The sequence below is a fragment of the Limosilactobacillus panis DSM 6035 genome, assembly GCF_001435935.1.
Taxonomy (GTDB): domain Bacteria; phylum Bacillota; class Bacilli; order Lactobacillales; family Lactobacillaceae; genus Limosilactobacillus; species Limosilactobacillus panis.
In genome coordinates, this window is record NZ_AZGM01000037.1 from 1 (window position 1) to 20,153 (window position 20,153).

Annotated in this window: 21 protein-coding genes and 1 pseudogene; 12 read left to right on the plus strand and 10 right to left on the minus strand. The window is 47.8% G+C overall.

Going from position 1 to position 20,153, the window contains the following annotated elements; all coding sequences use genetic code 11:
* Positions 1-229 precede the first annotated feature (229 nt).
* Positions 230-1,039, plus strand: a complete 810-nt coding sequence (locus FD32_RS02740) for an AraC family transcriptional regulator (protein WP_161795063.1) — start codon at positions 230-232, stop codon at positions 1,037-1,039.
* 64 nt (positions 1,040-1,103) lie between these two features.
* Here the strand turns inward: FD32_RS02740 and eutJ are convergent, their stop codons facing one another.
* Positions 1,104-1,958 carry an ethanolamine utilization protein EutJ gene (gene eutJ, locus FD32_RS02745; protein ID WP_047766900.1) on the minus strand — a complete coding sequence of 285 codons (855 nt, stop codon included), beginning with the start codon at positions 1,956-1,958 and terminating at the stop codon, positions 1,104-1,106.
* A gap of 84 nt (positions 1,959-2,042) precedes the next feature.
* Entirely contained in the window at positions 2,043-2,750 is a 708-nt protein-coding gene (locus tag FD32_RS02750; RefSeq protein WP_047766898.1) for an MIP/aquaporin family protein, read from the minus strand.
* Positions 2,751-3,175: 425 nt separating this feature from the next.
* Here FD32_RS02750 and FD32_RS02755 point away from each other — a divergent pair, with 425 nt between their 5' ends.
* Positions 3,176-4,267 carry a D-2-hydroxyacid dehydrogenase gene (locus FD32_RS02755; protein ID WP_235803743.1) on the plus strand — a complete coding sequence of 364 codons (1,092 nt, stop codon included), beginning with the start codon at positions 3,176-3,178 and terminating at the stop codon, positions 4,265-4,267.
* A 409-nt stretch (positions 4,268-4,676) separates the two neighbouring features.
* Here FD32_RS02755 and FD32_RS10485 read toward each other — a convergent pair whose 3' ends face one another.
* Together FD32_RS10485 and FD32_RS02765 are read right to left on the minus strand one after the other, a co-directional pair.
* The gene (locus tag FD32_RS10485) at positions 4,677-4,781 is read right to left on the minus strand and encodes an NADPH-dependent FMN reductase (RefSeq protein ID WP_082126007.1); all 105 of its coding nucleotides are present in this window, start codon (positions 4,779-4,781) and stop codon (positions 4,677-4,679) included.
* A 185-nt stretch (positions 4,782-4,966) separates the two neighbouring features.
* Positions 4,967-5,419, minus strand: a complete 453-nt coding sequence (locus FD32_RS02765) for a flavodoxin (protein WP_047766896.1) — start codon at positions 5,417-5,419, stop codon at positions 4,967-4,969.
* Positions 5,420-5,587: 168 nt separating this feature from the next.
* Between FD32_RS02765 and FD32_RS09755 the strand changes: the two are divergent.
* Positions 5,588-6,016, plus strand: a pseudogene (locus FD32_RS09755) (NAD(P)-dependent oxidoreductase); the annotation flags it as partial.
* Between the two features lie 94 nt (positions 6,017-6,110).
* Here FD32_RS09755 and FD32_RS02775 read toward each other — a convergent pair.
* The gene (locus FD32_RS02775; protein WP_053002980.1) at positions 6,111-7,814 is read right to left on the minus strand and encodes a collagen-binding domain-containing protein; all 1,704 of its coding nucleotides are present in this window, start codon (positions 7,812-7,814) and stop codon (positions 6,111-6,113) included.
* Positions 7,815-8,270: 456 nt separating this feature from the next.
* Here FD32_RS02775 and FD32_RS02780 point away from each other — a divergent pair, with 456 nt between their 5' ends.
* Positions 8,271-9,275 carry a D-2-hydroxyacid dehydrogenase gene (locus FD32_RS02780; protein ID WP_047766895.1) on the plus strand — a complete coding sequence of 335 codons (1,005 nt, stop codon included), beginning with the start codon at positions 8,271-8,273 and terminating at the stop codon, positions 9,273-9,275.
* A 78-nt stretch (positions 9,276-9,353) separates the two neighbouring features.
* On the opposite strand, the gene FD32_RS02785 is transcribed toward FD32_RS02780, so the two are convergent.
* Positions 9,354-11,549, minus strand: coding sequence for an ATP-dependent Clp protease ATP-binding subunit (locus FD32_RS02785; protein ID WP_047766892.1), 2,196 nt, complete (start codon positions 11,547-11,549; stop codon positions 9,354-9,356).
* 85 nt (positions 11,550-11,634) lie between these two features.
* Positions 11,635-11,877, minus strand: a complete 243-nt coding sequence (locus tag FD32_RS02790) for a hypothetical protein (protein ID WP_047766890.1) — start codon at positions 11,875-11,877, stop codon at positions 11,635-11,637.
* Positions 11,878-12,319: 442 nt separating this feature from the next.
* On the opposite strand from FD32_RS02790, the gene FD32_RS02795 reads away from it, so the two are divergent.
* The 3 genes from FD32_RS02795 to FD32_RS02805 are packed head-to-tail and all read left to right on the plus strand — an operon-like array spanning position 12,320 to position 14,949.
* Positions 12,320-13,504 carry an aminotransferase class I/II-fold pyridoxal phosphate-dependent enzyme gene (locus FD32_RS02795; RefSeq protein ID WP_047766887.1) on the plus strand — a complete coding sequence of 395 codons (1,185 nt, stop codon included), beginning with the start codon at positions 12,320-12,322 and terminating at the stop codon, positions 13,502-13,504.
* Positions 13,505-13,507: 3 nt separating this feature from the next.
* Positions 13,508-14,509 (plus strand): D-2-hydroxyacid dehydrogenase, encoded by a 1,002-nt coding sequence (locus tag FD32_RS02800; protein WP_056962099.1) that lies wholly within the window; start codon positions 13,508-13,510, stop codon positions 14,507-14,509.
* A 2-nt stretch (positions 14,510-14,511) separates the two neighbouring features.
* Complete coding sequence (locus FD32_RS02805; RefSeq protein WP_047766883.1) at positions 14,512-14,949, plus strand: GNAT family N-acetyltransferase; 438 nt, start codon at positions 14,512-14,514, stop codon at positions 14,947-14,949.
* Between the two features lie 148 nt (positions 14,950-15,097).
* On the opposite strand, the gene FD32_RS02810 is transcribed toward FD32_RS02805, so the two are convergent.
* Entirely contained in the window at positions 15,098-15,517 is a 420-nt protein-coding gene (locus FD32_RS02810) for an Rrf2 family transcriptional regulator (protein ID WP_047766881.1), read from the minus strand.
* Between the two features lie 136 nt (positions 15,518-15,653).
* On the opposite strand from FD32_RS02810, the gene FD32_RS02815 reads away from it, so the two are divergent.
* The 4 genes from FD32_RS02815 (at position 15,654) to FD32_RS02830 (ending at position 17,958) form a co-directional block, all read left to right on the plus strand.
* Complete coding sequence (locus FD32_RS02815; protein WP_047766879.1) at positions 15,654-16,076, plus strand: OsmC family protein; 423 nt, start codon at positions 15,654-15,656, stop codon at positions 16,074-16,076.
* 117 nt (positions 16,077-16,193) lie between these two features.
* A complete protein-coding gene (locus tag FD32_RS02820) occupies positions 16,194-16,520 on the plus strand; it encodes a PadR family transcriptional regulator (RefSeq protein WP_047766877.1) in 327 nt (108 codons plus the stop codon).
* Positions 16,517-17,092, plus strand: coding sequence for a DUF1700 domain-containing protein (locus FD32_RS02825; RefSeq protein WP_047766876.1), 576 nt, complete (start codon positions 16,517-16,519; stop codon positions 17,090-17,092). Before FD32_RS02820 ends, FD32_RS02825 begins: the two co-directional genes overlap by 4 nt.
* On the plus strand, positions 17,092-17,958 hold the full coding sequence (locus FD32_RS02830) for a DUF4097 family beta strand repeat-containing protein (RefSeq protein WP_053002979.1): 867 nt from the start codon (positions 17,092-17,094) through the stop codon (positions 17,956-17,958). Before FD32_RS02825 ends, FD32_RS02830 begins: the two co-directional genes overlap by 1 nt.
* 62 nt (positions 17,959-18,020) lie before the next feature.
* On the opposite strand, the gene FD32_RS02835 is transcribed toward FD32_RS02830, so the two are convergent.
* Together FD32_RS02835 and FD32_RS02840 are read right to left on the minus strand one after the other, a co-directional pair.
* Positions 18,021-18,536 (minus strand): ECF transporter S component, encoded by a 516-nt coding sequence (locus tag FD32_RS02835; RefSeq protein WP_047766870.1) that lies wholly within the window; start codon positions 18,534-18,536, stop codon positions 18,021-18,023.
* A 25-nt stretch (positions 18,537-18,561) separates the two neighbouring features.
* Positions 18,562-18,951 (minus strand): DUF4430 domain-containing protein, encoded by a 390-nt coding sequence (locus tag FD32_RS02840; RefSeq protein ID WP_047766869.1) that lies wholly within the window; start codon positions 18,949-18,951, stop codon positions 18,562-18,564.
* A gap of 190 nt (positions 18,952-19,141) precedes the next feature.
* On the opposite strand from FD32_RS02840, the gene FD32_RS02845 reads away from it, so the two are divergent.
* Complete coding sequence (locus FD32_RS02845) at positions 19,142-20,092, plus strand: DNA-methyltransferase (RefSeq protein ID WP_047766902.1); 951 nt, start codon at positions 19,142-19,144, stop codon at positions 20,090-20,092.
* Positions 20,093-20,153 lie beyond the last annotated feature (61 nt).

Sequence of the window (20,153 nt, forward strand, 5' to 3'; positions counted from 1 at the left end):
CAAAAGCCCTGAACCACAATGATTTCATTGCAATTCAGGGCTTTCAAGTTTCAGTTCAACAAATAAAATGATAATTAGCGGCCACCAAATATTGAACACTTCACAAGACATCTATAATTACCTCACTCATGTCAATTTTAAAAAAGTAACAGCTTTCCCAGTTATTCTGGACAATGCACTGTCCGGTTTCTTCATCCTGAATGTAAGTAGTACTTTAAAGGAACAGGTAATGATGTACCGGAGTTACCTCGACAGTACAAGTGGGCGTCTGGACCAAGGGAATTTCCACCATCTGATGGTGTTCAATGCACTTGATCCGCGTGAACTTCAAAACTACATAGGTGGTCTTAGTTTAATTAGCGATTCAACCACTTCAAAAGATGCGCACCACAAGCTTCATATCATTAACAAGCACGATAAGGGCAAGGTTGTTAATGTTGATAAAAACTTTGTTAACGTGCTTAAGTACATCAACGCTAACATCAGTAAGCCCCTAACTCTTGAGGACATTGCCCAACATGTTTACCTCTCACCTTCATACCTCAGTCGGTTGTTTAAGAACTACTTCAACGTCAACTTCATTGACTACATTAATATCCGAAAAGTTGCCCTTGCCCAGGAGCGCCTGGCCTTATCTGTTGCACCGATTAATGAACTTTCTCACCGTCTCGGCTTTTCACAGGCGAGTTACTTCACTAAAATCTTCAAGCAAAAGTGTGGGATGACGCCTTCCAAATACCGGATGCGAAACAAAAAGATAAAGAAAATTTACACAATTTCCCGAGACCTCTCCTGGCTCAAGGATCCGTCAGTATATACCGTTTCGCAAAAATTCTTCGATGATAAGGGAATTGATTTTAAAACACAGGACCTCAGTGACTCCACATACGTTTACGCAATTGGCGATTTAAGTAGTGATGAGAATAATGGGTGGATTTATACCGTTAACTGTATACAACCCACCACGTCACCAGTAGACGTTTCAGTAGGTGATAAATCAGTTATTCAATGGATTTACACTGGGATAGAGAACTTCTAGCGTTCGTAAAACAATTTAAAAAATCAAAAGGTCAGGAAAACGCAAATTTTCCTGACCTTTTGTACTACTTAGCATGATCACATAAGGCAATTCCTAATGGCGTCACAAATTGCGGGTAAAGTGGTTTATACACTTTCCTCCCTAAAACTTTGGAAAAGGTTGTCGTAAATTCGGTAAAATTCGTTGCCCCACCTACAACTATTACTGGGTCCTCAACCTGGCTACCCAGCTTTTCAACAATAGTTGCCATTTTTTCAACAACCGGGCGAATAACTGTATAAACCTCCTCCTCACGGTCCTTATTCCGTTTCAATTTCTCTGCCTCTTCATTCTTAATTTTATAGCGACCACCGAGAACAAGTGTCATATGGAAACCACCGGTGGGCTCATCAATTACCGTCTGAATTTTTTTATTCTTGAAGATGGTAATTCCGGTTGTACCACCACCAATGTCAACAACCGTGCCATTTTTAATCTTTAAAAAGGTTGCTGCCGCAGTCGGTTCGTCAACAACGTTGGTGCAGGTAAATCCCGCTTCTTCAATAACGTTAGCAACAACCTTACTGCTCTTCTCACCTGTCTTGGGCGGAATTGCACCCGCGGCCGTTGTCAACTCAACTCCAATATTTTCCTCGGCCTTTTTCTTCAGGCGGCGCAAGATATTGACAGAATCCATGTAATTAACCACAATTCCGTCCTGCACAGCGTGATCATACTCAAAATCACCATAGATAATGTGGCTGTTTTTATCTAAAACTGTCAAAACAATTGAAGAGGTCCCGAGGTCGACCCCCACCTTTAGTTTTTGCGTTTTTAGACTCTTCTTTTGTTCATCCGTAAGTACATGGTCCTTATTTACTAGCTTTTCGAAGTGAGCAAGTTGCTTGTTGCTCTGCTCCAATAACTCTCCATTCTTCATTAGGAATAACCTCACTTACTAAAAAGAGACTAGGAACTGGCCAGTCTCTTTATTAACTCTTGAATATTCAAATGAATAGACGCTTTAAACTAACAGCGCTTGAATAGCACAGGCAATGCAGCCACCAATTAGTGGACCAAACATTGGAACCCATGAGTAGCCCCATTCACCTGATGCTTTATTAGGTACTGGCAAAATTGTGTAGGCAAAGCGCGGTCCCCAATCACGAGCGGGGTTCAAGGCGAACCCAGTAGTTGTCCCTAAACCAGTACCAACAATCATGATTACTAAACCAACAATGAATGGCTTTAATCCTTGGGTGAAATTACCAAGGTTTAAGAGCATGAATACAAAGGCAAAGGTGGCAATAACTTCTGAAAGGAAGTTGAAAAATGGGTTGTTAATTGCTGGACGGGTAGCAAAGTCACTAACGTTATTTCCGTCAGCATCCGTCTTTGTCGCCTTGAATTGTGGCCAGAAATGAAAAATAACTAGTGCTGCGCCAATAAATGCGCCCAGGAATTGTCCAAGGAGATAAGGAATAACATTACTCCATGGGAAGAGGCCAAAGATTGCAAATGGAATCGTAACGGCCGGGTTAAGGTGTCCCAAGGACCCCAAACTACCAGCCACGTAAACACCCATCGTAACAGCTAACCCCCATGATGTACAGATAAACAGCCAACCACTGCCCTTTCCATAGCTCTTATTGAGGTTATTACTGCAGCAAGTACCGGCACCAATTAGAATTAAAATCATGGTACCGAAAAATTCACCAATAAAGCCATGCATAAACTAACACCGTCTTTCTAAGTAAGACCCAGTAGCAAATTATAATAACATGTAATCAAGTGAATACGCTTTCTTATAACTTACGATTTCATGTTAACATACACACAAAGCATTTTATTAATGCTAAATAGCTTCCATAAAATTTGACAAATAATAAAATAATGTTATTATTTTTATTCTTTTTTGTATTAATTATCACTAATAATTCAATCATTATATAGATTTCACAAATTTAGAGATCAATACCCAACGATCTACAAACAAGAATGTTAATATTTTAACCAATTAATTTACAAATTGCCTGATTATGACCTTTGATAGCGCTTTACTTAAATCCCACGGTTGATATACAATAGATTTTGTAGGTAGTACTTTATATTACGAAGGGCTTAAAAGTCTTTCACATAAGAAATGAGGTAAGATGTATGGGTGATATTGATGTCAATAAGGATTTAGTAAAAAAGATTGTTCAACAAGTCCTTGCTGAACAATCCGGTTCATCTAATGGCAATGGTGGTAAAAAGATCTTTGCTTTCAGTATTCGGAAGGATGAAGAACCATATGTTAAGGAATGGGCAAGTAAGCATCCTAACATTGAAGTTGGATACACTGATGAATTACTTACTCCCAAGACGGCAAAGTACGCTAAAGGTGCTAATGGTGTAGTTGTTTACCAACAACTTGATTACACTGCTGATACTCTTCAGGCACTTGCTGACGAAGGTGTTACTAAGATGTCCCTTCGAAATGTCGGTGTTGATAACATTGACATGGCAAAGGCTAAGGAGCTTGGTTTTGAAATTACTAACGTTCCTGTTTACTCACCAAACGCCATTGCCGAACATGCGGCAATTCAAACTGCCCGGATTCTTCGGCAAACTAAGGTAATGGACGAAAAGGTTGCTAATGGTGACCTTCGTTGGGCCCCAACAATTGGTCGGGAAGTTCGTGACCAAACCGTTGGTGTAATTGGTACAGGTCACATTGGCCGGGTCTACATGCAAATTATGGAAGGCTTCGGTGCTAAGGTCATTGCCTATGACCCATTCGAAAATCCTGAATTGAAGAAGCAAGGCTACTACGTTGACAGTCTTGATGACCTCTATGCTCAAGCAGACGTTATCTCACTCCACGTTCCAGCTACTAAGGAAAACTTCCACATGATTAACCAGGACACCATTGCCAAGATGAAGGACAACGTGGTACTGGTTAACTGCTCACGTGGGGCCTTAGTCGATACGGATGCCGTTATTGCTGGCCTTGACAGTGGTAAGATCTTTGGATTTGTTATGGATACTTATGAAGATGAAGTTGGCATCTTTAACGCTGATTGGCGGGGCAAGCAATTCCCTGACAGCCGGCTTGAAGACTTGATCCACCGTTCCAACGTCTTAGTAACTCCACACACTGCCTTCTACACTACCCATGCCGTTCGCAACATGGTTATCAAGGCCTTTGATAACAACTGCAAGTTAATTAATGGCAAGCCAGCTGACACACCGGTTAAGGTTGGTTAATAATTCTTAAGATAAAAACAAAAGGGGAATAAGATAGAATTAGTAAGTTAGTTCGTTTTCAAACCCCCGCAAGTATAAAGAGGGCTCTAGTGTTCGGAAAACCCGAACGCTAGAGTCCTCTCTGTGTACTGTGCTGCAGCATTTTCAAATATGTAGAGGAACTTCCCCTTTTACTATCCATGACTACTTTTCATTCACTATATTTACAAAATTACCTAATGCTTCCGTTGTATGATCATAATGATCAAAGATCTGCTGGACATTGCCCACCGTAACGAACATATTCATTACATTCATACCGGTATAGCGGAGTAACTGCTGAGTACGAGCGTTCGCGTTGGTACCGCCCCGAACTCCTGATGAGTTCGTAATCGTAATCACTAAGGATGAGTTAGTAGTAAACATAAGGTTACGACGATGGAACAGATAGGACATCAATTGCATTCTTCAAATCACCAGAAATTGAAAAGTTATATTCCTGAGTGACAAAGAACAACGTATCTATCCTATTCACAACTTCCCGAAAGACTTACTGTTTCTTTTCAAGATCTAGATTGTATAGCGGCAAGATGTCATAGTTTATTTAGAAGAAATCTGCTTTTAAGATTGCCCTATTAAGTAGTTAGCCAATTTCTGACTATACGAATGTTTACTCAAACTCCCTACTAATGGACCGATATTAGCATTATCACGTCCCTTTTATTTTTGTTGGACAGTTTTTACTAAATCATGAGCAAATTGATCAAGTTTCTCAATATCTTCTTCATATGGTTCCAAATCAATTTTTACTTTTTCTGCCCCACTGGTAGCACCGGCTTGTTTAAAGGCATCATCAAAATGATCAACAGTAGTATTATAGTATTCACCGTAAAATTTATCACCAGAGCCAGCAACACCATAGATTTTCCCACTCAAATCGGTTTCCTGAAGATCCTCGTAGAAATCTATCCCTTCTTCTGGCAACGCTCCTTCGTCATAGGTATATGCACAGACAACCAGAATATCGGCATCTTTAAAATCGTTAACATCTGTCTGGGAAATTTCCATTTCCTTTACCTGAACACCTTGCTTGCGTAAACTATCGCAAACGATATCTGCAATTTCTTCGTTATTTCCTGTCATAGTTGCATAAACAATATTAGCTGTTAACATTAGTTCCACCTCTCACAATTTTCTGTAACCGCTTTTATTCTACTACAAAATTTGAGCTATTTTATAATACAAATGTTCCCGTTTATTTGCCAAATGACATTGCTGAACATGCAGTAATCCAGACTGCATGAATTCTTCGTTGGACTCCAACAAATAGGTCGGGCATACAGCCTTGATAGTCTTTACGCTCAAGCAGATGTTATCTCACTCCACGTACCAGCTACTAAGGAAAGCTTCCACATAATCAATAAAGATACAATTGCCAAGATGAAGGACAACGTTGTACTCGTTAACTGCTCACGTGGCGCTTTAGTTGATACCGATGCTGTTATTGCTGGGCTTGACAGTGGTAAGATTTTTGGCTTTGTTATGGATACTTACGAAGATGAAGTCGGTATCTTTAACGCTGATTGGCGGGACAAGCAATTCCCTGACGACCAGCTTGAAGATTTGATTCACCGTCCAAATGTCTTAGTAACTCCACACACTGCCTTCTACACTACCCATGCCGTTCGTAACATGGTTATCAAGGCCTTTGATAACAATTGTGAGCTAATCAATGGTAAACCAGCTGACACACCGGTTAAAGTCGGCTAATATAAAAAGTGTCTTATTATACATTTAAATTACAAAAGAGCCACGAGTGTTCAAGAATCGAATGCTCGTGGCTCTTTTAATATCTACTCATCTGCTATTGACGGTTACGCCGGTTGTAAAGGCCCATCGTCATTAGATTTAGGAGGCATATAAGGGTCAAAATTCCGGCTAACTTTCCTGCATCTTCTCCGACCCCTAATTGTGGTAGTTCTGCCTGTTGTTTAGGTCTCGTAACCGTATTCGGCGTAACTTTTTCCTTTTGAGTTGTCTCTATTACCGGCATCTGTGGGTCTTTATTAGTATCCTCATCAATCAGCTCACCATCTTTCGGCGTTTCAGAATCCGGTGTTGGGTCCGGGTCCGGCGTTGGGTCTGGATCCGGCGTCGGGATCTCAATAAAGGATGGTGGAACTACCGGGTGAATATCCCAGCGGTGTGATTCGCCACCAGTAATGTTAACAATGTTAGCAATGATATTGCCGTCGACGTTAACGTGCGCGTTGACTGTTGCATTCGGTGCCAAGATACTGCCCATGAAGCGGCCGGAAGTAATATTAATTACCTTTTCCTGGTTTCCAAAGTTCCAAAGAATGCGGTTAGGGACCGTGTGACCTTCACCATTATTAACTGGCGAATTATTGTCATCGTAGTATAAGTGAACTTGAGTAGCAATATTGATTGTTCCATCAGCGTTTAGGACATTAATAACTACCGTTGGCGCCCCATCTTTACTAGAAAGGCCATAAACCTTGATTGGCTGGCTTCCCGCTAACAAGCTTCCGGGAATATTTACGTAAATGACGTTATCCGTTGCGGTAGCGTTTGAAACATCAATCTTTTGATTATTCATGTCGCTAAAGTCCATCACGACTCCACTGGAGGTCTCTTGGTCAGCGTAGAAGTTTGCCGCTTTAATAAGACGGTTAAAGACGGCCGCAAAGTCAATGTATTGGATATTGCCGTCCTTGAAAACTTCCTCAGGCTTAAGATTATTCATTACCTGACCATTAACGTACACTTTCCCGTCAATTACCTCAACCTTGATATCGTTTCCAAAAATAACGTGGTTAAATTCCGGGTTACGGAAGGACCCCGAGTTAAGAGCGTCCTTTAACTGCTGAATGTAGTAAATATCACCCTTTGAAAGGTGAATCGAATCACCCCGGGTACCAAAACCGCCAAGGATACCAACCGCAATGTTGCCGTTTACGTCACACCCCAGATTAGCCTCGTTAGCAAAGATGTGGAAAAGAGAAGCCAGTAAGAGGACACTCTTAGCGTCTAAATGGTTGATGTCAATCCCATACTTATCCTTGAGGATCGTGTCCGTATGAATTGTATCAACCGTACCAACTTCCTTTTGTGGACTAGTCTGTACCGGGGCTGGCGTGGGACTGGCAACCGGCTGACCCTGGGCCGGGGCGGCTGGTTGGCTTTCGCTAGTTACCGGCTGGTTACTACCCGCGATGTTTACTGCACTGCTCGCGGGTACCTCAACAGGTGTTACTTCAGCTGAGCTCTCCGGCTGACTACTTACAGGAGTACTGCTCGCCACCGGGCTTGCACTCACGGTACTACTGCTAACATCAATGTGATTAGCTGAAGCACTAGGTTCAGTAGTCACAGCGGCAACTGGTTGATTTTGATCCGTCGTATCAGCATTAACAATCCCCACGTAGGCCCAGGAGAGCCCTAGCAGGACAGAGGCCACCCCAATGCTAAGCTTTCGCAAGCCAAAGTGTTGTTTAATCGGGCGGTTCTTTTGCACCATCATTTGAGTATTTTTTCTTGAAAACATGTGTTGATCCTCCTGTGATTAATAATAAAAAGCAGCATTTTTTGAAAGTTACTTTTTATCTATTAGCATCAGTCATAGGGGGAAAACTATTTCTTAAAGCTTTTAGACAAATTGTTTTTCTATGAATATAATACATTAAATGAATATTCGTGCATATACTTCATGAGATAACTAAACACTTCCTTAAACTAATCAAAAAAATCTTTAAAATTAATTTGTTGATAAAATAGCCACTTTGATTAGCCCTTAAATTATTGCCGTTTTAATTCCTTCACTGCTTTCACTGCCCCTTTTATTAACCTCTTCAATATATTCCATATGAATAATTTAATAGCCAATCAGTTAAGAACAGCCACACACCAGCAATGAAAGCGCTTTACCAAATGGTGAGAATTAGGATACAATGGCCTTGTAAGTAGTTGTTAATGTCTCTCATTTAGAAACGAGGTAAGATCTATGGCACAGAAAATTTTTGCCTTCAGTATTCGGAAGGATGAAGAACCGTACGTCAAAGAATGGGCAAACGAACACCCGGATATTGACGTGGACTACACCGATAAGCTACTGACCCCGGAGACTGCCGCACTCGCCAAGGGCGCTGACGGGGTCGTTGTTTACCAGCAACTCGACTACACCCCGGACACCCTGCAGGCCCTTGCCAATGAAGGAATCACCAAGATGTCCCTGCGGAATGTTGGGGTCGACAACATCGACATGGACAAGGCCAAGGAGCTCGGCTTTGAAATCACCAACGTGCCCGTCTACTCGCCAAACGCCATTGCTGAGCACGCCGCCATTCAGACGGCCCGGATCCTCCGCCAGACCAAGGTAATGGACGAAAAGATTGCCAAGGGCGACTTACGGTGGGCCCCCACCATCGGTCACGAAGTTCGCGACCAAGTCATCGGGGTAGTCGGCACCGGCCACATCGGTCGGGTCTACATGCAAATCATGGAAGGCTACGGGGCCAAGGTCATCGCTTACGACCCGTTCGAAAACCCTGAGCTGAAAGCCAAGGGCTACTACGTTGACAACCTAGACGACCTCTACCGGCAGGCAACCGTCATTTCCCTCCACGTTCCCGCAACGAAGGAAAACTACCACATGATCAACGCCGACTCCATCGCTAAGATGAGAGACGGCGTCACCCTGGTCAACTGCTCGCGGGGGGCCCTCGTTGATACCGATGCCGTCATCAAGGCCCTCGACAGTGGCAAGATCTTCGGCTTCGTCATGGACACCTACGAAAACGAAGTCGGCATCTTCAACGCCAATTGGGAGGGCAAGGACTTCCCTGACGCCCGCCTAAACGACCTCATCCACCGGCCAAACGTCCTGGTAACGCCACACACCGCCTTCTACACCACCCATGCGGTTCGCAACATGGTGATCAAGGCCTTTGACAACAATATTGAGCTGGTCAAGGGTGAGAAGGCCGACACCCCCGTTAAGGTCGGCTAATCGCAACCCCACCTATCTACAAAAAAAGGGAGACCGGAATTTTCCGATCTCCCTTTTCGTACGCTCAATACTTAGGCGTTACTTTTCTTCTTTCTTGTCGTCCTTGTCTTCGTCAGCCTTTGGCGTGTATTGGTCGCTGTCGTCTTTTGCAGCGTCCTTAGCGTCAACGATGACTAACTTACCATCTTGCATTTCGGCAACCAGGTGCTTGACGTCAAGGTGGTCAAGGTAGTAATCCGTTACCTTATCACGGATTTCCCGTTCGATAACCCGGCGCAGTGGACGAGCACCCATTGCCTTGTCGTAACCTTCGTCAATCAGGTACTTCTTAGCAGTTGGGGTAACCTTAACGTCCATGTCCTTCTTAGCCAAAGTCTTGTTAACGTCAGCCAGCATCAGGTCAACGATCTTTTGGAGGTTGTCCTTAGTCAGGCTGTGGAATTCAACAATGGCGTTGAACCGGTTCAAGAATTCAGGACGGAAGTAGTTAGTCAACTTCTTGATCAAGTCTTCTTCGTCCTCGTCATTGCCCAGCTTTACCGGTGCGTCGTTGGAGTAGCCGGCGTTAGAAGTTGCAATGATGATTGTGTTCTTGAAGTCGATGGTGTTCCCTTGGCCATCAGTCAGCCGACCATCGTCCAATACTTGAAGAAGGAGGGTAATCACTTGTGGGTTAGCCTTTTCAATTTCATCAAGCAGGATGATGGAGTACGGGTGCCGACGAACCTTTTCCGTCAAGGTGTTGGAGTTGTCATCGTAGCCCACGTAACCGGCAGTTGTCCCAATCAGCTTAGAAACGGCTGTCCTGTCAGAGTATTCAGACATGTCCAAACGGATGATGTCGTTCTTGGAACCGAACATGTCGAGGGCCAATTGCTTAGCCAATTCAGTCTTTCCGACACCAGTTGGTCCAACGAAGAGGAAGCTGCCAATTGGTTGGTCCCCTTCATCGAAGCCGGCCCGGTTCCGCCGGATGGCCCGAGCAACTGCTTCCACGGCTTCGTCTTGGCCGATAACCTTGCCTTCAAGCCGCTTGTCCATGTCCTTCAGACGTTCAACATCGCTGGCCCCAATCTTGGATACCGGGATACCAGTCATTTGTTCAACGGCATTAGCAACGTCTTCTGGAGTTGCCGTAACCTTCTCGTCTTCGGAGTTTTGACCCAGTTGCTTCTTCAGGTCACTAATCTTGTCCTTAGCAGCCTGGGCAGCCTTGTAGTCTTCCTTAGCAGCGGCGTCCTTTTGCTTCTTTTCTTGGGCCTTGATTTCCTTTTCAATCTGCTTTGCATCGTGGGCTGGGTGTTTTGCAGCCAGGTGAGCAGCAGTCATATCAATCAGGTCAATGGCCTTGTCAGGAAGGGAACGTTGTGGCATGTACTGGACGGAGTAGTCCACCGCTGCCTTCAAGACGTCATCTGGCAACTTGACATTGTGGTGACGTTCGTACAGGTCCCGAATACCTTTCAGGATAGCAACCGTGTCAGCCTTGCTTGGGGCGTTAACCGTTACCGGATTAAACCGCCGTGCTAAGGCAGCATCCTTCATAATCGTGTTCCGGTATTCATCCTGGGTCGTTGCACCGATCACGGTAATTTCACCCCGTGACAGTGCTGGCTTGATAATGTCAGCCATCCCTTTAGAACCACTGTCGGAACCAGTAGAACCAGCCCCGATGATTTGGTGGATTTCATCGAAGAAGAGGATGACGTTACCGGCCTTCTTAACTTCGTCAATCAGCTTTTGCATGTTCTCTTCGAAGCTGCCCCGGTATTGGGTTCCTGCTTCCAGACCGGAAATGTCAATACTGATGATTTCCTTATCCTTAATGGCGGCAGGAACGTTACCGTCAACAATTGCTTGTGCTAAGCCTTCGACAACGGCCGTCTTACCAACACCAGCATCGCCGACAAGAACCGGGTTGTTCTTTGTCCGCCGACTCAAGATTTCAGCCGTCTCTTGGATTTCCTTGTTCCGGCCGATTACCGGATCAAGCTTGCCCTGGCGTGCTTCTTCGGTTAAGTTCCGCCCGAGCTTTTGGAGAATGCTTCCCTTACCGTTGGTTGGCTGTTGACCTGGACGGTCGCCTTGTTGTGGAGCGGCACCGCCAGGCAACTTACCCGTTTGCCGATACTGAGCGAATTCTTCTGGTGTTACCTCCCGGCCATTGATCATGTAACGCCGGTTTTCAGAGTTGTAACCATTCATTCCACCCATTAATTGGTTGAAGATGTCATTCATATCGCTGTTAAATGGATCCATTGGATTTTGTGCCATATCGCAGTACCCCCTTGTACTTTTTCTCTTAATTAGTTGTAGTCAGTTTCATTAATTGTCAGTCAAAAAACTAGCGGCTTTCTGACTACAGCGACTCATCATCATCGTGGTATAGATAATGATTCTCTAAATCACGCAGTACTTCCCACATCGCTTTATGTTCGACTTGCGCTAGTGCATCAAGGTCGCGAAGATTTAGCGACGTAGAACTTGATTGTGGTTTGTTAAATGATTTATGCAAAGTCGTGTAGCCATAGCCGGACCGTTTTGATACTTGGTAGATGGTCAGATTATGCACCTCCAGATATCGCTTAATATCGATCCGCATCGCTCTTCACTTCCTTTGCATCTATTATTATATCACATCTGTGGTATAATACAAGTGTAATATAGCAAAAAAGTGAAATAATTTGAGATTTTTTGCGGATGGAGAAAACGCCCGTGATAGCAAGCATCTCCCGCGGTGGGCCCGAATTAATTTTCCGTTTACCCTTGACAAAGATTAAAAATAAATTAGAATGATTAACAATCAGTTAATTAAGGAGTTCACTAATGATGAAATCACGGATTCAACAATTGAATCGGGCATATTACTTCTGGTTTGGCGTCATGCTATCCGCTAACCAGCAGTGATTTTGTCATTGGCGGTTTCCGGATGGTCTAACATATCCGGAGCCCTCCTCATCATACTCATTCCAATCTGATGAAAAGACCCGGATATGGTTAATCCACTCCGGGTCTTTTTCGTATTTTCAAGGAGGAATTTTATCATGCCAGCAACTAAATCAAGTCTAATAAACCGTCTGAACAACAACTTCGCCCGTCTCAAGCCCGTCGGCATCCGGGAATTCGATGCCAAGGCCAGCCAGGTCCCAGGCATTGTTAAACTAACCCTGGGGGAACCGGACTTCAACGTCCCCGACGCCATGAAGGAGGCCGCCATTAAGAGCATTAACGATAACGACTCCCACTATGCTCCAGGGGTCGGGACGATCGCTTTACGGAAGGCGATTGCCCACTTCTTGAACGACCGCTACCAGCTCGACTACGATTCGAACGGTGAGATTGCCGTCACCATCGGGGCTACCCAGGGGATCTACGCCGCTTTGGCAACTTTGATCAACCCGGGTGACGAAGTCCTGATTGCCACCCCAACCTTCCCCCTCTACATGGCCATTACCACCATGCTCGGCGGCCAGGTTGTGGAAATCGACACCAGCGCCGACGACTTTGTCCTGACGCCTGAAAAGCTCAAGGCCGCCATTGCCGACCAACCAACCGCCAAGGCTTTGATCTTGAACTACCCATCCAACCCGACCGGCGTCACCTACACGGCCGCTCAAATCGAAGAACTGGCGGGCGCCGTCAAGGACACTGACCTGGTAGTCATTGCCGATGAAATCTACTCCGAGCTGGTCTACGACGGTGGGCACACTTCAATCGCCAAGTTCATTCCCGAGCAGACCTTGCTCCTCAACGGGGCATCCAAGTCCCACGCCATGACCGGTTACCGGATCGGCTTCATCGCCGGGCCAAAGCAATTGATGGGCCCGGTTAGTGCCCTGAGCGGGATGATGATCACCTCCGCCACCGATTCCGCCATGGCCGCTGCCACCGCTGCATTCGGCACGGATGCTGGCCACCAGGCGACCCTGACCATGAAGAAGGCCTACCAAGAGCGGCGTGACTTCCTGGTTGGCGCCCTCCAAAAGCTGGGCTTTGAACTGGCCACTCCACGGGGCGCCTTCTACGTCTTCGCCAAGATCCCGGCAGCGTTTGGCACTGACGACGTCGCCTTCGCTACCAAGTTAGCCGAAAAAGGGAAGGTCGCCGTTATTCCGGGTTCCTACTTTGGGGCCGGTGGCCAGGGCTTCCTGCGGCTCAGTTACGCTACTAGTATAGACAACCTGAAGACGGCCGTTGACCGGATTGCTGCTTTTCTAAAGGAGGACTAAACAATGACTAAAATTTTAATGACCAGTGTACGAGACGATGAGCAGACCGCCATTAAGGCCTTTGAAAAGGAACACAACGTTGACATCACCACGACACCTAAGCTGATTGATGACGCGGTTGATATGACCGCGGGGATGGATGGTCTGGTCATCCAGCAGCGGAGTAAGGTTGATCCCGCAGTCTACCCCAAGCTAAAGGCCAACGGGTTGAAGCAGATTGCCACCCGGACGGCCGGCTTTGACATGGTTGACATCCAAAAGGCCCACGAAAACGGCCTAATTGTCACCAACGTCCCGGCATACTCGCCACGGTCCGTTGCCGAACACGCCCTCATGCAGATTTTCCGCCTCCTCCGTAAGTCTTACCGCTTCGATAGCCAGGTCGCCCAAAACGACTTCCGCTGGTTCAGTGACGAGCAGGCCTTAGAAATTCACACCGCCACCATCGGCATCATCGGGGTGGGCCGGATTGGCGGTACCCTGGCAAAGCTGCTCAACGCCCTGGGCGCCCACGTCCTCGGCTTTGATGTCAAGCCCAGAGAAGAGATGAAGGGCACCGTCGACTACGTTTCTAAGGAAGAACTCCTCAAGCAAAGCGACGTCATCAGCCTCCATGTGGACCTTAACCCAACTTCTACAGGCCTTATCACCGCTAAGGACATGGCACTGATGAAGCCAACCGCTGGTCTGGTCAATGCCAGTCGGGGCCCTGTTGTGGTCACGGCGGACTTAATTGACGCCCTGAAGAAGAAGGAAATCGCGGCCGCCGCTTTGGACACCTTCGAAGGAGAACAGAAGGTCGTCATGACTGACCGCCGGGAGAAGGGCCTTGACGACGTACCGTTGATCAAGGAGCTCCACGAGATGGACAACGTCATTCTGACACCTCACATCGCCTTCTTCACCAACCTGGCCGTCAAGAACATGGTTGACTTCTCACTGGAGGACGTCCTCACCGTCCTCGCCGGCAAGAAGTCCCCACACGAAGTTCAACCGGAGAAGTAACTATGAACTGGTATGACAAGAATTTTGACGAACTAACCGTTCACGAACTGTTTAAGATTTATAAGCTCCGGGCCATCGTCTTCAATACCGAACAGGACAGCGCCTACTACGACCCCGACGATGATGACCCGCAAGCCCGCCACGTGTTCTGCATGGTCGGCCAGGAACTAGTTGCTTACGCACGCTACTTCACTACGGACGACCACGTTACCTTCGGCCGGGTCGTGATTGCTAAGGACCACCGGGGGCAAGGGCTGGGGAATTCGTTGATGGACCACATCTTGGCCGGCATCAAGCGGCACTTCCCCGGTAAGGAGATTATCATCCACGCCCAGGTACAGGTCGAAGGCTACTACCGGAAGTTTGGCTTCATAAGCTACGGTGACCAGTTCATCGAGGCCGACCGCAAGCACGTTCACATGAAGTATCCCGGACTTTAGCGACCGGAATATCAGCTTAAGATAGGAAAATCCGCACCACGAATTTTGGAATCGTGGTGCGGATTTTTTCTTCTCAGTTTTCAAATATTACCCAGTAGGGAAAGCCTGTAGGATAGCTTTGTCGCGAGCGCTCTGCTACTTTTCCAGCTTACATTTTCGCCCGGACCGCATCGACAACCGACTGCAGGCTGATCTGGGCCATTTCCTGTTCCGCAGCAATCTGCACCTGCCCATACGCTTCGCTGAGGACCGCCGGCATGCTACGACCCAGGGGCTGGTTGTGGTTGACTTCCTGGTCAACGTTTAAGAAGTGCTGGTGGTCCTCCACCGCCTGGTAGACATCGAGGAGACTGACTTGATTCGCCGGCCGCGTCAGGTTGATTGTAATCTCGCTCCCCTTGCCCTTGCGGCTTAAGATCCCCGCCTTGACCATCCGGGCGATCAAGCGCCTAATCAGGCTGGGGTTTGAATTGACACTATCAGCAATTGTTGAGCTGCTAGCGCTCCCTAAAATTTCTATGTATACCAAGATGTGTACGGCGTCGCTCAGCCGGTGCGAATATTTCATCTTTATCTCCCCATTTATATTCGTTTAATACCTAAATTATAGGCTATTAATACGGATGGTCAAAGGAGCCTTTTAATTGCACCCGAATTTCTGGTCCGGTAGACTTAGAGTAAATTAACTATCAGGAGGTTTTACTATGAGTACCTACAAAGTTAGAGCAACGAAGACCACCACGGGAATGCAGGTTGCGGCCGGGACCCGCGGCTTTGAAATCACTTTTGACGAGCCGAACAGCACCAACACGGGGATGAACCCGGTGGAGATCCTCCTCGCCTCATTTGGGGCCTGCCAATCCATCACCGCCACCGAACTTGCCCGGAAGCGGCACTTTGACTTACGGGCCTTCTGGGTCGACGTCGAGGGGGACCTCGGCAGAGAAGAGGTCGACGGCCAAAAGCTGTACAAGTTCACCGAGATTCGCTACGAGCCCCACTTGCGCAGCGACGAATCGGATGAAGACATTAAAAAGTTCCTGGCGGACGTAGCCAAGAGCTGCCCGGTGGAGAACACCCTGATGCACGGGGCCAAGTTCAAGCAAACCGGTTTTGTTAAGGAATAACGGATTACGGAGTACGGGAAAATTTCCCCGGCTCCGCTTTTTTTATCACAATATTATTGCAACTATAATACTATATAGAATATAATATTAGATGAACGATAGTAAAGGAGGGTCACCATGAAAATTACTATTACCGCTGACCTCCTCGATGGGATGGTCCTCGCGATTCTTGAACGTCAAGATTATTACGGATACGCCCTTACCCAGGAGATGCAAAAAGCCATTTCAATTTCCGAATCCACGATGTACCCGGTCCTCCGCCGCCTCAACCAGGGTGGCTATTTGACCACCTACCAGCAGAGCTACCAGGGCCGCAACCGGCGCTACTACCGCATTACCCGTAAGGGCGAGCAGCACCTAAGCCGGGTCCGCAAGCTGTGGAACGATTATAAGGAGAGCCTCGACCGGGTGTTTAACGCTAGCGATAAGGGGGAAGAGCAATGAACGCACGCGAACAATACATTGAACAGTTAAAAAAGTACTTAAGGGTCCTGTCAAAGGCGGACCAGGAGGACGCCATCGACTTCTACAACGAATACATCGATGATGCCGGGTTAACCACCGTTAAGGACATCGTTGACAAGCTGGGCACGCCCGAACAGCTGAGTACAGACATCATCGCCAAGACGACCGGTAGCCAACCGAACGGTCCCGCCAGCCAATCACCGCACCCGGCAAACGACCGGCGGACCCGGACCATTCTCTATATCTGTCTCGCGGTGGTCCTCATTATCTTCCTGGGGCCACTGGCCCTGGGCCTCTTACTCGGCTTCTTCGGCCTGATCATCGGTGGCCTGGCCTCCATCTTTGGCCTGGGGGTGGGCGCCTTCGCGCTGGCCGGCTCACTGTTTGCCACCGACGTGTGGGGAGCAATCTTTTACTGCGGGGGCGGGATTGCCCTCCTCGGCCTGCTGATCATCTTCGTGGCGATTGTTATCTGGGCCATCAAGTGGCTTTGCCGAGGCTGTAAAAATTTCGTCAGGTACCTCAGGAACAAGTCTAAGGAGGGCGCATAATGAAAAAAGCACTTAGTATTGGGGGCATCCTCGTCATCATCGGGGCCATCATGGTGGCTGTGGGCTTCTTTAGCCATCCCCAGCCTTTCCACCCCTTCGACGAGGAGACATTCAACCACGTCAATAAACAGACACTGACTAAGCAACACTTCGACCGAGTCAAGGTCACGGCGGCCTCCGCGGATGTCAAGGTCCGGCAGGGCGACCACTACGGCGCATACTACTACGGCAAGAAGCACGCGGCTTTGCAGACGACGGTCAAGGACGGCCAGCTTATCGTTAGCCAAACCACTGCCGTTAAGACGAAGCACTTTAGCGTCTCCTGGAGTGATGATAGCAATGACCAAATCGTTATCACGGTGCCAAAGAACAAGCAGGTCCGTTCCCTGACCATCAAGGGTAATGACGATGTTACCCTGAAGGACACCCGTTTTGCCCGGGTTCACGTCAATACGCACGGTGGGGAGGTCACCGTCAATAACAGTAAGGTCAACGGGGGCACGATTGACTCCGCATCCGGCGACATTCGATCCGCCAATAGTCGGTTAACGGCTACCAAGCTTAATTCCGCTAGTGGCGACACTGACCTCTACAAGGTAACCGTTAGCGGTGGGCAGGCCAACCTGTCTTCAGGTGACTTCACAGCCCGCAAGCTGATGGTCAATGGTCACTACCTCGTCAATAACCAAAGTGGGGATAACGAGGTCCACGCTCTGAACGATCCGGGGGTAATTCTAACGAGCGACGACGGCGACGTCAGCTTGGGCCACCAGGAAAAGGACGATGGTGGAACCCTCGAACGTAACACCGATAACCCTAACCTCATCAAGATGGTAACCCAAGACGGGGACAACTCGTTTGATTAAAATCTAGCCAGACACAAAAAACACGGCTGAGAGAATTCAGATTTCCTCAACCGTGTTTTTATCTATTGTTTAAAATACATCTTCAGCATCTTGGTCAGGGGCTTATACAGGATAAAGTAGAAGCCCACGTTCCCGGCCGCGTGGTAGAAATCGAACAGCAAACCGTTCAGCCAGTATACAATGAAGGCCGCAAAGCCACCGTAGATTGACATCCCGATACTGACGAAAAAACCGTACTCAAAGCCAAGGAAGGCGGCCAGGATAACCTGGAGGGTCAGGTGCTTCCGGATTGGCAAGACCTTAGCCAGTCCCGCCACCGTCAGCACGCAGACCGCGTAGGCAATAATCTGGGGAACGGTCCAGATACCAAAGCCCAACACCAGGTTGGAAACGACCATGATCATCATGGCCAGCGAAATACCGAACCCGATTCCCAGTACCAGGGTGACAATCATAATCATGTCTGTGACCGGCTGGACGTTGGGAATCGGAATCCGGATGATCCGGAAAACAACGCCAATCGCCGTGAGCATTGACATTAAAGTCATCCTTTTGATGCGGTCATGCTCAGTTGTCATCGTTGCTTCCCTCCCTTTTGTTGTCTTAGTTACTCATCTTACTGAGGTTGAAGACAACGTGGTTATTATTCTTAACGTGCTGTTGCATTACCGACTTGTTGCTGGACTTGCCGTTGATTGTGTAGGTCCAATAGATTTGCTTCTTGTTGTTTTGGCTGTGGCCGTCGATTGAGGATACCATATCCTTGTCGGCAATCTTGACCTTCCAGCCCTTCTTGAGACCGTTCAGGACGGTGGCGTTGTCCTTAACCGTGACCTTCTTGTTAGCGAACTGCTTATTGTTCTTCTTCAGGGTGTAAGTAACCTTGATGTTGTTGCTTGCCTGGACGGGCGTGTTGTTACCCTTGATCCCATTCAAGAACAGAAAGGCCAAGAAAACCGTTACTAATCCTGCGATCCACTTCATCATTTTCATTGTCAAACACTCCTCATTTCTGTGTTACTTTTATGATACCGACATGTGTAAGCGTTTGCTAGCAAATGCGGGAGAGTGGCAATTTATTACCAGAAATAGGCAAGAATTTCACATTAATGCTGGCGAAGACAAAGTTGGGACCCGACATGCGTTATACTAGAATGAAAACACGAATTTGGATGGTGACAAAATGACAAAGTCGGCCCGGAATAAGACAATCGATTTTGACCTTGCACACGCGCCCGCGGGCGTCCTTGCCCAGATTAAGACAGCAGCAGATGACCTGACAACCATGGAGAAGGTGAAAGACCAGAGTATCAATGGCGACTCGTTCGCCATCCTCCCCCAACTGCCGGATAGAGTGGCCGACCTGGCCCTGGTGGACCCGCCCTACAACCTCAACAAGCAGTATGACGGTCTCCACTTTAAGCGCCTGACGGATAATGACTACCAGGCCTACACCCAACGCTGGATTGACGCCATAAAGCCGAAACTCAAGCCGAACGCCAGCCTCTACGTCTTTGCGGACTGGCAAACCAGCATCGCCCTGGCGCCGGTCTTAGGAAAGAACTTTATCATCAAGAACCGGATCACCTGGCAACGGGAAAAGGGGCGCGGGGCCAAAACTAACTGGAAGAACGGGATGGAAGACATCTGGTTTCTGACCATGAACAGCAAAGACTACACCTTCAACGTCGACCAGGTTAAGCAGCGGCGGCAGGTGGTCGCCCCCTACCGGGAAAACGGTCAGGCAAAGGACTGGCAGGAAACACGGGCCGGGCGCTTCCGGGATACCATGCCCTCCAACTTCTGGGATGATATTTCCATCCCCTACTGGTCGATGCCGGAGAACACCGGGCACCCCACCCAGAAGCCGGAGAAGCTGCTGGCAAAGACGATCCTGGCTTGTTCCAACCCGGGTGACCTGGTCCTCGACCCGTTTGCCGGGGCCGGGTCAAGCCTGGTGACAGCAAAGAAGTTGGGCCGTCACTTTATCGGGATTGAGCAGAGCAAGCTCTACGTCGCCTGGGGAATCTACCGGTTGATGCGGGCCAACGATGACCGCAGCATCCAGGGCTACACGGACGGCGTCTTCTGGGGCCGCAACACCGGTGCCCTGCAGCGGGCAAACCGAAAGTAAAGCAAAAGGGGGCTGTGACATAAGTCCCAAATAATTAATGGAGTTAGATGAAATTTTCGGA

Coding starts and splice junctions, on each gene's coding strand:
- FD32_RS02740 (WP_161795063.1), top strand. CDS start 230: ATGATGTACCGGAGTTACCTCGACAGTACAAGTGGGCGTCTGGACCAA.
- eutJ (WP_047766900.1), bottom strand. CDS start 1,958: ATGAAGAATGGAGAGTTATTGGAGCAGAGCAACAAGCAACTTGCTCAC.
- FD32_RS02750 (WP_047766898.1), bottom strand. CDS start 2,750: ATGCATGGCTTTATTGGTGAATTTTTCGGTACCATGATTTTAATTCTA.
- FD32_RS02755 (WP_235803743.1), top strand. CDS start 3,176: ATGGGTGATATTGATGTCAATAAGGATTTAGTAAAAAAGATTGTTCAA.
- FD32_RS02765 (WP_047766896.1), bottom strand. CDS start 5,419: ATGTTAACAGCTAATATTGTTTATGCAACTATGACAGGAAATAACGAA.
- FD32_RS02775 (WP_053002980.1), bottom strand. CDS start 7,814: ATGTTTTCAAGAAAAAATACTCAAATGATGGTGCAAAAGAACCGCCCG.
- FD32_RS02780 (WP_047766895.1), top strand. CDS start 8,271: ATGGCACAGAAAATTTTTGCCTTCAGTATTCGGAAGGATGAAGAACCG.
- FD32_RS02785 (WP_047766892.1), bottom strand. CDS start 11,549: ATGGCACAAAATCCAATGGATCCATTTAACAGCGATATGAATGACATC.
- FD32_RS02790 (WP_047766890.1), bottom strand. CDS start 11,877: ATGCGGATCGATATTAAGCGATATCTGGAGGTGCATAATCTGACCATC.
- FD32_RS02795 (WP_047766887.1), top strand. CDS start 12,320: ATGCCAGCAACTAAATCAAGTCTAATAAACCGTCTGAACAACAACTTC.
- FD32_RS02800 (WP_056962099.1), top strand. CDS start 13,508: ATGACTAAAATTTTAATGACCAGTGTACGAGACGATGAGCAGACCGCC.
- FD32_RS02805 (WP_047766883.1), top strand. CDS start 14,512: ATGAACTGGTATGACAAGAATTTTGACGAACTAACCGTTCACGAACTG.
- FD32_RS02810 (WP_047766881.1), bottom strand. CDS start 15,517: ATGAAATATTCGCACCGGCTGAGCGACGCCGTACACATCTTGGTATAC.
- FD32_RS02815 (WP_047766879.1), top strand. CDS start 15,654: ATGAGTACCTACAAAGTTAGAGCAACGAAGACCACCACGGGAATGCAG.
- FD32_RS02820 (WP_047766877.1), top strand. CDS start 16,194: ATGAAAATTACTATTACCGCTGACCTCCTCGATGGGATGGTCCTCGCG.
- FD32_RS02825 (WP_047766876.1), top strand. CDS start 16,517: ATGAACGCACGCGAACAATACATTGAACAGTTAAAAAAGTACTTAAGG.
- FD32_RS02830 (WP_053002979.1), top strand. CDS start 17,092: ATGAAAAAAGCACTTAGTATTGGGGGCATCCTCGTCATCATCGGGGCC.
- FD32_RS02835 (WP_047766870.1), bottom strand. CDS start 18,536: ATGACAACTGAGCATGACCGCATCAAAAGGATGACTTTAATGTCAATG.
- FD32_RS02840 (WP_047766869.1), bottom strand. CDS start 18,951: ATGAAAATGATGAAGTGGATCGCAGGATTAGTAACGGTTTTCTTGGCC.
- FD32_RS02845 (WP_047766902.1), top strand. CDS start 19,142: ATGACAAAGTCGGCCCGGAATAAGACAATCGATTTTGACCTTGCACAC.